11 protein-coding genes are annotated in these 12,819 nt (G+C 71.6%); 4 read left to right on the plus strand and 7 right to left on the minus strand.

Annotated features, from left to right (window positions below):
- Nucleotides 1–992: 992 nt before the first annotated feature.
- A complete protein-coding gene (locus tag ABFX54_RS42805; protein ID WP_346112666.1) occupies nucleotides 993–1,457 on the plus strand; it encodes a lamin tail domain-containing protein in 465 nt (154 codons plus the stop codon).
- Between the two features lie 36 nt (nucleotides 1,458–1,493).
- On the opposite strand, the gene ABFX54_RS42810 is transcribed toward ABFX54_RS42805, so the two are convergent.
- The 3 genes from ABFX54_RS42810 to ABFX54_RS42820 form a co-directional block, all read right to left on the minus strand.
- Nucleotides 1,494–1,643 (minus strand): hypothetical protein, encoded by a 150-nt coding sequence (locus ABFX54_RS42810; RefSeq protein WP_346112667.1) that lies wholly within the window; start codon nucleotides 1,641–1,643, stop codon nucleotides 1,494–1,496.
- Nucleotides 1,644–1,708: 65 nt separating this feature from the next.
- On the minus strand, nucleotides 1,709–1,891 hold the full coding sequence (locus tag ABFX54_RS42815; protein WP_346112669.1) for a hypothetical protein: 183 nt from the start codon (nucleotides 1,889–1,891) through the stop codon (nucleotides 1,709–1,711).
- A gap of 50 nt (nucleotides 1,892–1,941) precedes the next feature.
- The gene (locus ABFX54_RS42820) at nucleotides 1,942–2,682 is read right to left on the minus strand and encodes a GntR family transcriptional regulator (protein WP_428834630.1); all 741 of its coding nucleotides are present in this window, start codon (nucleotides 2,680–2,682) and stop codon (nucleotides 1,942–1,944) included.
- On the opposite strand from ABFX54_RS42820, the gene aceE reads away from it, so the two are divergent.
- The 3 genes from aceE to ABFX54_RS42835 all read left to right on the plus strand — a co-directional run bounded on the left by aceE (nucleotide 2,681) and on the right by ABFX54_RS42835 (nucleotide 8,103).
- Complete coding sequence (gene aceE / locus ABFX54_RS42825) at nucleotides 2,681–5,137, plus strand: pyruvate dehydrogenase (acetyl-transferring), homodimeric type (RefSeq protein WP_346112672.1); 2,457 nt, start codon at nucleotides 2,681–2,683, stop codon at nucleotides 5,135–5,137. The genes ABFX54_RS42820 and aceE overlap by 2 nt on opposite strands.
- Before the next feature lie 157 nt (nucleotides 5,138–5,294).
- Entirely contained in the window at nucleotides 5,295–6,731 is a 1,437-nt protein-coding gene (locus tag ABFX54_RS42830; RefSeq protein WP_346112674.1) for a glycoside hydrolase family 6 protein, read from the plus strand.
- 1 nt (nucleotide 6,732) lies between these two features.
- Nucleotides 6,733–8,103, plus strand: a complete 1,371-nt coding sequence (locus ABFX54_RS42835) for a hypothetical protein (RefSeq protein ID WP_346112675.1) — start codon at nucleotides 6,733–6,735, stop codon at nucleotides 8,101–8,103.
- A 47-nt stretch (nucleotides 8,104–8,150) separates the two neighbouring features.
- Here ABFX54_RS42835 and ABFX54_RS42840 read toward each other — a convergent pair whose 3' ends face one another.
- From ABFX54_RS42840 to ABFX54_RS42855, 4 genes are all read right to left on the minus strand, one after another.
- On the minus strand, nucleotides 8,151–9,443 hold the full coding sequence (locus tag ABFX54_RS42840; RefSeq protein ID WP_346112676.1) for a sensor histidine kinase: 1,293 nt from the start codon (nucleotides 9,441–9,443) through the stop codon (nucleotides 8,151–8,153).
- A complete protein-coding gene (locus tag ABFX54_RS42845) occupies nucleotides 9,440–10,129 on the minus strand; it encodes a response regulator transcription factor (protein WP_346112677.1) in 690 nt (229 codons plus the stop codon). Before ABFX54_RS42845 ends, ABFX54_RS42840 begins: the two co-directional genes overlap by 4 nt.
- 81 nt (nucleotides 10,130–10,210) lie before the next feature.
- Nucleotides 10,211–11,539, minus strand: coding sequence for a cation:proton antiporter (locus ABFX54_RS42850; RefSeq protein ID WP_346112678.1), 1,329 nt, complete (start codon nucleotides 11,537–11,539; stop codon nucleotides 10,211–10,213).
- Complete coding sequence (locus tag ABFX54_RS42855; protein WP_346112679.1) at nucleotides 11,505–12,797, minus strand: cytochrome P450; 1,293 nt, start codon at nucleotides 12,795–12,797, stop codon at nucleotides 11,505–11,507. Before ABFX54_RS42855 ends, ABFX54_RS42850 begins: the two co-directional genes overlap by 35 nt.
- Nucleotides 12,798–12,819: the final 22 nt, after the last annotated feature.

The raw sequence follows: 12,819 nt of genomic DNA on the forward strand, positions 1-12,819 counted from the left end.
CTCCGCCGCCTCCGCCGCCTCCGCCGCCTCCGCCGCCTCCGCCGCCTCCGCCGCCGCCGCCTCCGCCGCCTCCGCCGCCTCCGCCGCCGCCGCCGATGTTCTGGTTGCTGATGTCGATGTTGGCGCCGCCTCCGCCGCCACCACCGCCACCGCCACCTCCGCCGCCGCCGCCACCGCCGCCACCTCCGTGGCCGCGGGCCCGGCACCTGGCCGGGTTCCGGTGGAATCGGCAGGGATGCTGCGTCGTCAGGGTCTCCGTGGACGTCGTACGCTGCGCCGTGGGCTCTGCGGCCGCGGGCGGAGCCGATGCCGCCACGGGGACGACGAGAGCCGAGGCCGCCATCGCGGCGGCCGCGAGGATGTTCTTGGCGCTGTTCATGCCAGTTCACCTCCGCTGAGGCTGGCGTTGGGGGGCCACTCGGGTCCTGTACGGGACGCCGGTTCTCGGCCCGGACTTGGTTTCCACGCTAGGACGCCACTCGGGCCGGGCTGATCCAACGGCGGCAAAGGCTCGGCACCCCTAATTTTGAGCGGCGGGAACGGTCGGCGCAGTGTGGTGAGGATCGTAAGAAGCGGCATGAACGGCGCCAAAAAGCCGACCAACGACGGCCGCCGTACGTAGAGGGATGCCGATGACGGGCGCACGATGCATCGCGTCCTGAGGAGAAGTCGGTAAAGGGCCGCGGACGCCGCCGCCGGGCCAGGAGCCCGCGCGGCGGCGGGCACACGGGGGAGACCGGTCCGGGCGCGCTTTACGACCTGAAGGCGGCGGTAGAGCAAGGGGCCCGGCCGGTTGCGGTTCCATGACCGTCGCGCCCGCGGGAGAAGAGCGCCGCTGCGCTCAGTAGCGCCTGGCGACCAGCGGGTAGCGCGGCCGGGCGCGGGCGCCGGGCGGATATCGAACCGATATGGGAACGGTCCATTCCCTCACGGAATCGTCAATATCATCGTTTCCCGCATATGGCCTATCGCCCATCGCAGGAGGACCTGTCGTGCGTATCCCCTCAGTGCTGGCAGCCGCCGCGTTAACCGTCGCCGCCGTCTCCCAGCCGGCCCACGCGGCGGCGCCCGCCGTCGTGTTCACCAAGATCTACTACGACTCGCCCGGCTCGCCGGACTTCGGCGCGAACAGCAGCCTGAACGGCGAGTACGCCCAGCTCAAGAACCGGACGAAGAAGGCCGTCAGCCTCAAGGGATGGACCCTGCGCGACGAGACGAGGCGGTCCGACCACGTCTACACCTTCGGCGCCTTCACCCTCGGGGCGGGCAAGACGGTGACCGTGCGGACCGGCAAGGGCAGGGACACCCGCACCACGCGCTACTGGAACAGGAGCGGGGGAACCTACGCCTACATCTGGAACCAGACCGCGGACACGGGCTACCTGCGCGACGCGTCCGGCAGGCTGATCGACTCCTGCTCGTACAACTCCTCGCGGGCCGACTACAAGATCTGCTGAGCGTGAACGCAGGAGAGCGACCCGCCGGGACCCGCGTCAGTGACGCCGCGACCGCCACCGGCCGAGGAAGCGCCGGGCCTTCTCCTGGGTGTGGGGGTCGCGGGCCATCCGCTTGACCTTCTCGACGTTCTGCCTGCCTTTGGGGCTGCGCAGGTACGCGCGCACCCGATCCATGACCGTTGCCATGGGCGACCACTACCCAGCCGTTCCCGATGGATGTCCTCGGCGCCGGGGACATCCGGTTCGCGCAGCTAGGACGGGGATGTTCGCTCCGTGCCCTGGGCGGCGGGGGAGACGAGGGGCGGCGTCTCCGTGTGCGGGCGGGGTTGCGGGGGCGCCTGGTCGACGATGGTCTGGATCGCCGCCTTCCGCCGTTCGATGCCCGCCCCGTCGATGCTGATCTGCCGCCTGCGTCGGATCCTGTCGTCAGTCACGCTGGGTAGCGTATTGAGCCGGCCGCCAACTGTGGGTCACGAGAGGCTCATCAATGGTTGGTCCCCGTCCCTGACCCCGCCTCTGTTCCCGTCCCGGCGCCGCCGGGGGTCTCGCCGCACGTCGAACCGGGCGCGTACGCGAGCACGTGGTCGCGCAGCAGCTCGCCCGCCCAGGGATCGTGCCGCTCGAACGCCTCCACCAGCGCCTCGTGGTCGCGGGCGTTCTCCTGCGGCCGCATCCGGAACAGCCGGATCGACAGATGCGTCCACACCTCGACGCCCAGCGACTCCCACACCGACAGCAGCACGGCGTTGCCCGCCGCCGCCACGATCTCCCGATGGAAGTCGACCCCGTGCCGTACCTGGTCGGCGAGCGACCCGCCGGCGGCGGCCTCCTGGAGGCGGCGCAGGTGCCGGCGCAGCGCGTGCACGTCAGGACTTCCAAGGCGGACGGCCGTCTCCTCAAGGCTCGCCCGCACCTGGTAGACCTCGCGCAGGTCGGCCTCGGTGATGCCGCGCACCTGGGCGCCCCTGTTGGGCGAGGACTCGATCAGCCGCAGCGCCTCCAGCTCGCGCAGCGCCTCACGTACCGGGGCCTGGCTGACGCCGAGCTCGGCGGCCACCCGCCGCTCGACGATGCGGTCGCCCGGCGCGTAACGGCCGCTGATCAGCCCGTCCACGACCGCCTGCCGGATCTGGTCGCGTAGTGGAGCCCGCACAACCGGTTTCACGGGCAAAATCCTACCCCGGAACACATCGGATGATCGATCATAGGGTGTAATGGTATACATGGAGACAGACTGGGACCCCCAAGAGACGGCCGAATGGCTTGAGTCGCTGGAGGCCGTACGGCGCCAGGCAGGCCCCGAGCGGGCCGAGTTCCTGTTGCGGCGGCTGGCCACGAGCGGCCGCTATCTCAACACCGTTCCGACCGAGGACGAGCCCGCCTACCCGGGCGACCTCGCGCTGGAACAGCGGATCGCGGCGTACGACCGGTGGAACGCCGCCGCGATGATCACCCGAGGGGGCAAGCTCGGCCTCGGCGGCCACCTGGCCACCTACGCCTCGGCCGCGTGGCTCTACGAGGTCGGCTTCAACCACTTCTTCCACGGCGGCCACGACCAGGTCTACTTCCAGGGTCACGCCTCGCCCGGCATCTACGCCCGTGCCTTCCTTGAGGGCCGGCTGAGCGAGGAGCGGCTGGACCTGTTCCGGCGGGAGCCGGAGGGCGGCCTGCCGTCCTACCCGCACCCGCGGGCCATGCCGGACTTCTGGCAGTTCCCCACCGTGTCCATGGGGCTCGGGCCGCTCAACGCGGTCTACCAGGCCCGCTTCAACCGCTACCTGCACAACCGCGGCATCAAGGACACCTCGGCCTCCCACGTGTGGGCCTTCCTCGGCGACGGCGAGATGGACGAGCCCGAGTCCACGGCCGCCCTCACCCTGGCCGCCCGCGAGGGGCTGGACAACCTCACCTTCGTGATCAACTGCAACCTGCAGCGGTTGGACGGTCCCGTACGCGGCAACACCCGCATCGTCCAGGAGCTCGAAAGCGTCTTCCGCGGCGCGGGCTGGAACGTGGTCAAGGCGCTGTGGGGCCGCGACTGGGACGACCTGCTCCGCTCCGACGAGCTGGTGGCCAGGCTGGCGGAGACACCGGACGGGCAGTTCCAGACGCTCGCCGCCTCCTCCGGCGACTACATCAGGCAGCGGCTGTTCCACGGGCTGGACGTGCCCCACTCCGACGAGGAGCTGCGCCGCATCGTCAGCGGCTCGCGGGCCGGCCACGAGCCGCGCAAGGTGTACGCCGCCTACCGCCGCGCCCTGGAGCACCAGGGCGTCCCGACGGTGATCCTCGTCCAGACGGTCAAGGGCTGGACGCTCGGCGCGGGCGTGGAGTCGCGCAACGCCAACCACCAGATGAAGAAGCTCACCCAGGACGAGTTCCGCGCCATGCGCGACCGGCTCGACCTGCCCGTGAGCGACGCGGAGCTGGCCGGCGACCTGCCGCCGTACCTGCACCCGGGCCCCGGCTCGCCGGAGGTCGAGTACGCGCTCGAACGCCGGCGCGCGCTCGGCGGCCCCCTTCCCGGCCGGACGGTCACGCACCACCCGCTGCCGGACCCGGACGAGCGGCACTTCAGCCGGCTCGCCAAGGGCTCGGCGCAGCCGGTCGCCACCACGATGGCGTTCGTCCGGCTGGTCAAGGACCTGATGCGGGAGCCGGAGACGGGACGGCGGTGGGTGCCGATCGTGCCCGACGAGGCCAGGACGTTCGGCATGGAGTCGCTGTTCCCCACGGCCAAGATCTACTCGCCGCTCGGCCAGCGGTACGACGCGGTGGACCGGGAGCTGCTGCTGTCGTACACGGAGGCGACCGACGGGCAGATCCTGCTGGAGGGCATCACCGAGGCGGGGTCGATGGCGTCGTTCACGGCGGCGGCGTCGAGCTACGCGACCCACGGCGAGCCGATGATCCCGTTCTACATCTTCTACTCGATGTTCGGCTGGCAGCGCACGGGCGACCAGATGTGGGCGCTGGCCGACCAGCTCGGCAGGGGGTTCCTCGTCGGGGCCACGGCGGGGCGCACCACGATGACGGGCGAGGGGCTGCAGCACGCGGACGGGCACTCCCAGCTGCTCGCCTCCGCCAACCCCGCCTGCCTGGCCTACGACCCGGCGTTCGCGTACGAGGTGGGCGTGATCGTGCGGGACGGGCTCAGGCGGATGTACGGCCCGGCGGCCGAGGACGTGTTCTACTACCTGACCGTCTACAACGAGCCGATGCCGCAGCCCGCGATGCCGGAAGGCGTCGAGGAGGGCATACTCAAGGGCATCTACCGTTACCGCGAGGGCGGCGGGCAGGCCCACCTGCTGTCCAGCGGCACCGCGATCCACTGGGCGCTGGAGGCGCAGCGGCTGCTGGAGGAGGAGTACGGGCTGGGCGTGGACGTCTGGTCGGTCACCTCGTGGAGCGAGCTGCGCCGCGACGCGATGACCGCCACCGGCGTGCCCTACCTGCGCCAGGCCATGGCCGGCACGCGGGGGCCCGTGATCGCCGTCAGCGACTGGATGCGGGCCGTGCCCGACCAGATCGCCCCCTTCGTCCAGCGGCCGTGGACCTCGCTCGGCACCGACGGCTTCGGGCTGTCGGGCACGCGCGAGTCCGTACGCGAGCATTTCGGCGTCGATCCGCGCTCGATCGCGGACGCCGTGCTGAAGGCGGTGGAGGAGGCCGAGGGCTGAGACACCGGCGGTGCCCCCTATATCCGGATATAGGGGGCGGGGATCGGCGGTTTCGCGGTCGCGGGGTGCGCGTGACTCGGTCACTTGACCGTGTCAGAGGGAGTCGGCAATGATCATCGCCGAGTCGTACCTCCCTCAGAAAGGGCACCACGTGCGCTTGTTATCGGCAAGACGCGCGGCACTGGCCGCGACCCTGACCGCCGCCACCCTCACCGGCGGCGTCATCGCCGCCCCGGCCCCCGCCTCTGCCGCGGCCCAGCTCATCGCGAACGGCACCTTCGACACCACCACCGCCCCCTGGGCCGCTCTCGGGCAGACCACCGTCACGCTCGAGCAGCAAGCCATGCGGGTCCAGGTCCGGCAGAACGTGGCCAACCCCTGGGACGCGATGGTGGCCTCGCCCACCGCCGCCGCCCTGAACCCGGGCAAGAGCTACACCCTCTCCTTCGACGCGTACTCCACCGCCGCCTTCACCGCCAAGGCCACGGTCCAGTACACCGCCACCCCGAGCAGCAACCAGTCGCTGGCCACGGACGTGCCGCTGACCACGACGAGCAAGCGCTACACCTTCCCGTTCACGGCCGCCCAGGCGGGCGCCACCGCGGCCGAGGTGACCTTCCAGCTCGGCGGTTCCGGCGGCACGCCGGTCGTCCGCTTCGACAACGTCTCGCTGATGGAGACGCAGACGACCCGCCCGACCGCGCTGTACGTCAACCCGAAGTCGAACCCGGCCCGCTGGGCCTCCGAGAACGGCGGCAGGCCCGAGAGCGGGCCCATCATGGACGCCATCGGCAGCAAGCCGATCTTCGACTGGTTCGGCAACTGGTTCCCCGACATCACCAAGGCCGTGGACACGTACGTGGGCGCGGCGCAGGCCGCGGACAAGCTGCCGATGCTGGTGGCCTACAACATCCCCAACCGCGACGCCTGCGCGCTGTTCTCGGGCGGAGGCGCGGGCGACGCCGCCGGCTACCACGCCTGGATCACCGACTTCGCCAAGGCGATCGGCAACCGCCACGCCATCGTGGTGCTGGAGCCGGACGCGATCGCCGCCGCCCCGTGCGTGGCCGACCTGAACCCGCCGAAGAACCCCGACGACCAGTACCGGATGTTGCTGGACGCCACCCAGGTGCTGAGCACGCACGCGCCGAACACGTGGGTGTACCTCGACGCGGCCAACGCCACCTGGCGGACGCCGAATTTCATGGCGGAGAAGCTGGTGGAGTCGGGTGTCGCCAACACGCGCGGCTTTTCGGTAAACGTATCCAATTACCTCACCACCGCCGTCAGCGAGCAGTACGCCGTCGCGGTCAACGGCCTCCTTCCCGGCACGGTGGGCGCGAAGAAGTACGTGATCGACACGAGCAGGAACGGCAAGGGCCCGTACGAGGACGACACCCCCGGCGACAACTGGTGCAACCCGCCGGACCGCAAGCTCGGCACCCCTCCGGTGCGGCAGACGAGCGGGGCCGAGTACCTGTTCTGGATCAAGGTGCCGGGTGACTCCGACGGGGAGTGCGGGTTCATCGACGACATCCCCGCCGGCAGCTTCGACCCCAGGCTGGCCATGTCCCTGATCACCGGGGAGTCCTGACATGAGAGGAGAACGAGTGTCCGGCTGGAGGGCGTGCGCGGCGGGCGTGGCCGTAGGCACGCTGCTGGCCGCGGGCCTGGTGAGCGCCCCTGCGGCCGCGGCCGCGGATCCCGCCACCTACTACGTCGACAGCGTCTCCGGGCGCGACACCGCCAACGGCACCTCCGAGGCGACCGCCTGGCGCACGCTGGCCAAGGCCAACGCGGCCGACCTGACCCCCGGCTCCAAGCTGCTGCTGCGCCGCGGATCGTCGTGGTCGGAGCAACTGGTGGTCTCCGAGTCCGGCGACGAGGACGACCCCATCACCGTGGACGCCTACGGCAGCGGCGCCAGGCCCATCATCAAGGCGGGCCCCGCCTACTCGTGCGTCCTGCTCTCCGGCGACTACATCGAGCTGCTGAACGTGCAGGTCGGCGTCAAGGGCGCGCAGCGCTGCCTGTGGTCGGGGGTGACGGTGGAGGGCGACCACAACTTCCTCAAGAACAACTACTTCACCGGCTCGTCGGCGGGCGTCTACATCGACGAGCAGGCCCGCTACACCTCGATCAACGCCAACGACTTCGTCGACAACAACGTCATGAGCGTCAACACCGACGCCGAGGAGATGGGCGAGGAGTACGCCGACGACGACGCCGGGGCCTTCGCCATCCTGGTGCACGGCGACGACTCCGAGATCTCCTGGAACGACATCAGGGGCTCGATCGCGCAGAGCTACGACTACGTCTGGGACGGCGCGGCCGTCGAGATCTTCAAGGGCTCGCGCACCTGGGTGCACCACAACACCTCGGTGGACAACGACACCTTCACCGAACTCGGCACCGACAGGGAGCCGACGGGCGAGACCAAGGACCCGGACGGCGTCTCGGACAACGTGTTCGAGTACAACGAGATCTACGGCACGCGCACCAGAGGAGGGCTCGTCACCAGGGGGCCGTTCAAGGAGACCCCGGACCATGCGCCGGACGTGAACGGCCCCGTGCTGCGCACCATCTTCAGGAACAACTCGGTCAACCTGCCGAACGAGGACGCCGAAGGCGTGGTCTGCGACTCGAACTGCACGAACGAGCACCTGACCATGACCCAGAACGCCATCTACGCCGCCAAGAAGAGCGCATACGGGCCCGGCATCACCGGGGCCGCGAACTCCTACAACGTGCTGGAAGGCACGCAGTACCAGCTCGGCGACGACGGCGTCGGCAACGTCTTCGAAGATCCCCAGTTCGACCCGGCCCGCCCGCTCCAGCTGCTTGCCGGCAGCAGGGCGATCGGGCTGGGCCGCCAGGCGTACGGGGAGATCGCGCTGAACGGCGTCGCGATCGGCTCGGACGGAGGCATCGAGGCCGGCGCGTACGAGTACGTGCCGGCCAGGTAGCCGCGGGCGGCCGGGAGGGCCTGACTCCTCCCGGCCGTTCCCGGCCATTACCCGGGCAGCGGCGGGTGATACCCGCGCCAGGCCGACTCCGGCGTCTCCCCGTCCGCGCCGGCGCGGTAGGCGGGCAGCCGCACGGTGAACGTGGCGCCGCCGCCCGGCCGCCCGTCAGCGGTGATCGTGCCGTCGTGGCCGTCCACGACCTCCCGTACGAGCGCCAGCCCCAGCCCGAACCGGGCGCCCTCGAACCGGGTGAACAGCCGCTCGGCGTCCCGGGGATCCAGGCCCGCGCCGTCGTCCCTGACCGTGAGCAGCACCGAGTCGGGGCCGCTCGACAGGGTCAGCCAGACGTGCCCGCCCGGTCCTGTGTGGCTCAGCGCGTTGTCCAGCAGCGCCGACAGCACCCGGCGCAGCGCGGACTCCACCCCGCGCACGACCGGCTCGCCGGGCCCGTCGCAGCGCACCTCGACGGCCACCCGCTGCACCGTGGCCCTGGCGTTCTCGGCCGCGGCCAGCTCGGCGGCCAGCACGGCCAGGTCCACCGGGCCGAACGGGCCGCGCAACTGCTTGAACCTGGCCGCCCGCAGCAGGTCCTCGACCACCTCGCCGAGCTGCCTGGTGCCGTCGACGAGCTGGTCCACCTCGTCGCTGAGCAGGATGGGGTCGGTGCCGCCGCGCATGCGGCGCGACAGCAACTGCGCGCGGGTGTGCAGCCGGGTCAGCGGGGAGCGCAGCTCGTGGCTGACGTCGGCGGCGAAGCGCCGCTGGCGGGCCAGCGCCTCGCCCAGCGGGGCGATCGCGCGGCGGGAGACCACCTGGCCGACCAGCAACGCGGCCAGCAGGCCGGCCACCTCGTCGCCGAGCAGCGTGCGCAGCAGCCGCTCCCGTTCCGCGGCCTGGTAGCGCAGGTCCATGGCCGCCTGCACGATCGTGCCGCCGCGCGCGCGGGTGTGGATCAGGTAGTCGCGCCCGCCCGCGGTCACCCGCGTCAGCGCCGGCCCCGCGCCGAGTGCCGCCCGCACGGGCAGGACCGCGGGCGCGCCGGGGGAGCTGAGCACGGTGCCGTCGGCGCGCACCTCGTACAGCCACACGCAGGGCGGCGGGTGCGCGACGGGGGAGCTCCGGGCCGCGGCGGCCAGCTCGCGCCCGGCCGAGGCGCTCTGGCCGTGCAGCATGACGCAGTAGACCAGCACGCCGCCCAGCGCCAGCATCACGGAGATCGCGCCGGCCACCTGCACGGTGATGCGGCGGCGGGCCCGCACGAGCAGCCGCCGGTCGGGATCGCGCTTCCTGGGCCGGTCGCCGCCGGCCGCCCTGGGGCGGCCGGGCGCGGTGACGCTCATAAGTCACCCAGGCGGTAGCCCACACCTCGCACGGTGCGCACGACGCCCGAGCCGAGCTTGTTGCGCAGGTAGTAGACGTAGGTGTCCACGATCGACTCCTTGCTCGCGCCGTCGAAGACCCGCTGGCGCAGCGACCTGCGGGTGTGCACCTGCCGCGGGCGGGCGGCCAGCGCGCTGAGCAGCTTGCACTCCTGCCCCGACAGCGTCACCTGCTCCCCGCTGGGCAGCCTGACGATGTGGGACTCGGCGTCCAGCCAGCCCGCGCCGAGCGGCAGGAGCATGGCCTGGTCGAGGTTGCGCCGGCTGAGCGCGCGCACCCTGGCGAGCAGCTCGTCGATCTCGAACGGCTTGACGAGATAGTCTTCGGCGCCCGCGTCCAGCCCGTCGACCCGGTCGGAGACCGAGCCGAACGCGGTCAGCAGCAGCACCGGCGCGGTGACCGCCTGCCGCCGCAGCCGGCGCAGCAGGTCGAGGCCGTCGAGCGCGGGCAGGCCGCGGTCGACGATGAGCACGTCGTACGCGCGGCTCAGCCCCAGATGCAGCCCTCGCTGCCCCTCCAGCGCGACGTCGACCGTGTAGCCCTGTTCGGTGAACAGGGCGGCCAGCATGTCTCCCAGCTCGCGGTCGTCCTCGACGAGCAGCAGCCGACGGGAGGGCAGGTCGGCCGCGCCCGGTGTCCCAGCCACGGCACAACCGTTTCACCACCGCCCGGCATTTTCCAGGTCCACTGGTTCGATCGGACCGCAGGGCGGCCCCTACCTCGGCGATCACGACGAATTGGACCGGACGTCGGCCGTCGCGGGCACGGGCGGCGCGGCCGTGGCGCTCCGCTCCAGGCGCTCGGGCAGGGCCAGCTTGTAGAGCGGCAGCGCCCCGGCGGTGGTCAGCACGGCCACGAGCACGAGCATGGAGAACAGCTCCTGCGTGATCATGCCCTGAGCCAGGCCGATGTTGATGAAGATGAGGATCATCAGGCCACGGGCGTTCATGAGCGCCCCCACCGCGTACGCCTCCCGCCGGCCGAACCCGATCCAGCGCATCGCCAGCGAGCAGCCGAAGTACTTCCCGCAGAACCCGGCCAGCAGGATCAGCCCGAACGCCAGCAGCATCGAGCCGCCCGCGATGCCGCCGAGCTGCGTGTTCAGCCCGGAGAATGTGAAGAACGTGGGCAGCAGCAGGGTCGAGACGATCTCCATCATGCGGCCGTGCAGCACCTCGCGGAACTTGGGGTCGCGCGGCATCGCCAGGCCCGCGAAGAAGCCGCCGAAGACCGCGTACACGCCGATCCAGTCCGTCAGCCAGCCGGCCGTGAGCGGGACGAGGATGACGACGTACACGCCGGTCGGGCCGAGCCGGCCGGTGCGCGCCACGCTCCGGCCCAGGGGGCGCAGCATGGGGGCGACCACCTTGAGCATGACGAGGGCGAAGGTCGCGGTCAGGCCGATGGTGAGCAGCGCGCTGGAGGTGCCCGTGCCCAGGTGCATGGCCGACAGGATGGCCAGCAGGCACCAGGCCAGGGCGTCGTCGATGGAGGCGGCCAGCAGGGTGAGCCGGCCGATGGGGGTGTTCTCCAGGCCGCGCTCGTACAGGATCCTGGCCAGCATCGGGAAGGCGGTCAGCGACAGCGCGCCCCCGACGAACAGCGCGAACTGGAAGGGCGGCACGTCGGGACGCGACAGCAGGCTGTGCAGCAGCAGGCCGGCGCCGAAGCCGAGCAGCAGCGAGGGGACGATCCCCGACGTGGCCAGCACGGCCGCCTTGCGCACCTCGCCGGGCGTCCTGGAGGTGTGGTCGATCCCGGCCCCGACCAGGAACATGTAGAGGGTCAGGCCGATCGTGCTGAGCACGTACAGGATCGGGCGCACCTCCGGCGGGAAGAGGGCGGCCTGGGCCTCGGGGAACAGCCAGCCGAACAGCGTCGGCCCGAGCAGCACGCCGGCGACCATCTCGCCGAGCACGCGCGGTTGCATCACCAAGAGCGCCAGCCGCCCGCACACCGCCGCGGTGATGAGCAGGACGACCAGGGCGGGCATGACCTTCAGGACGAGCTCGAGGTTCGCGTCAGGAGCCGCGACGGTCAGAGCCAGGACGGGCATACGGGTTCTCCTCTGCGGAGGCGAAGTGGCGTTCGCACAGCCGCCGCCGGCGCGCGTCCCAGACCATGTAGGCGCCGAGGACGAGCTGCGTCAGGCCGCGCCAGACGTCCTCCCAGCGGTCGCGTACGCGCAGGTACGCCAGCGCCCGACCGGGACGGTGCCGGGCGCCGAGCGGGGTGAGCAGGCAGGGGCCGCGGCTGGGCAGGGATCGGGTGTGGGACACGGAGGAGTCCAGGACGTAACGGGCCAGGACCTCCCGCGCCACCACCCGCATGGCGATCGGCGCCAGCCGCCGGGCCGGGCACGGCCGGTTGGCCGCGATGCCGAACGGGATGTGGTTGAGCTCCTTGACCGGCCGGTCGGCGCGGTCCGGGTCGAACCTGCCCGGATCGAACCGGTCGGGGTCGGCGAAGCCGGCGCGGTGGAACGCCGGATAGTCGAAGCAGAGCACCGAGCCGGCCGGGATCGTGGTGCGCTCGTCGAGCTCGATGTCGCCGGTGGTGACGCGGTGGGCGATGCCGAACAGCGGATAGAGCCGCAGCGTCTCGGCCATCACCTGGTCCAGGTAGCCGTCGTCGCCCGCGCGCACCCGCTCCTGCGCCTCCTGATGCTGGGCGAGGACCAGCAGCAGGTGCGCCATGGCCTCCGACAACTGCACGACGGCGGTGTTGAAGAAGGCCCCTTGCAGGTAGTACGCCTGCTGCGTGGGTGACAGGCCCGCGGGGAGCGGCACCCGTACCCGGCCGAGCCGGTCGAGGAGGTAGGCGGTCAGGCGCAGGCGGCGGCGCATGTGCCGCAGGCCCGTGCACTTGAGCGAGCTGACGACGTCGTCCGCGTTGGCCGCGATCAGGTCACGCGCCCGGCGCGGGCAGGGCTCGGCGAAGACGAGCTCGTACGCGAACTCCGCCCACAGCGGCATCATCAGGTCCCGCAGCCGGACCAGGCCGCGCACGTCCGCCAGGGCCCGGGCCGCGCAGCGGCGGGCCAGCTCCTCGGCCCCGGCGCGCGGCACCACGAGCAGAGCCCGGGTGACGCGCGCCACGGCCTCGTACCGCTCGCCCGCCTCCAGGTGCTCCTGGTGCATCTCGGGGCCGGGCGCCAGCCAGTACCAGAACAGGTCCGACAGCGCCGCCCCCTTGCTGCGCCCGCCGGCGGCCGGATGCGCGTAGACCTCCCTGAACCGCTCCACGCCGATCAGGTCGCCCGGCACCGTGATGCCCTCCTCGCCGTTGATCCGGGCGAACAGACGGCCCCGCATGGCCACGATTCGGCTCGCCATC

This window comes from Nonomuraea maheshkhaliensis, from assembly GCF_039529435.1.
Classification (GTDB): domain Bacteria; phylum Actinomycetota; class Actinomycetes; order Streptosporangiales; family Streptosporangiaceae; genus Nonomuraea; species Nonomuraea maheshkhaliensis.

Coding starts and splice junctions, on each gene's coding strand:
- ABFX54_RS42810 (WP_346112667.1), bottom strand. CDS start 1,643: ATGGCAACGGTCATGGATCGGGTGCGCGCGTACCTGCGCAGCCCCAAA.
- aceE (WP_346112672.1), top strand. CDS start 2,681: ATGGAGACAGACTGGGACCCCCAAGAGACGGCCGAATGGCTTGAGTCG.
- ABFX54_RS42820 (WP_428834630.1), bottom strand. CDS start 2,682: ATGTATACCATTACACCCTATGATCGATCATCCGATGTGTTCCGGGGT.
- ABFX54_RS42835 (WP_346112675.1), top strand. CDS start 6,733: ATGAGAGGAGAACGAGTGTCCGGCTGGAGGGCGTGCGCGGCGGGCGTG.
- ABFX54_RS42840 (WP_346112676.1), bottom strand. CDS start 9,443: ATGAGCGTCACCGCGCCCGGCCGCCCCAGGGCGGCCGGCGGCGACCGG.
- ABFX54_RS42850 (WP_346112678.1), bottom strand. CDS start 11,539: ATGCCCGTCCTGGCTCTGACCGTCGCGGCTCCTGACGCGAACCTCGAG.
- ABFX54_RS42855 (WP_346112679.1), bottom strand. CDS start 12,797: ATGCGGGGCCGTCTGTTCGCCCGGATCAACGGCGAGGAGGGCATCACG.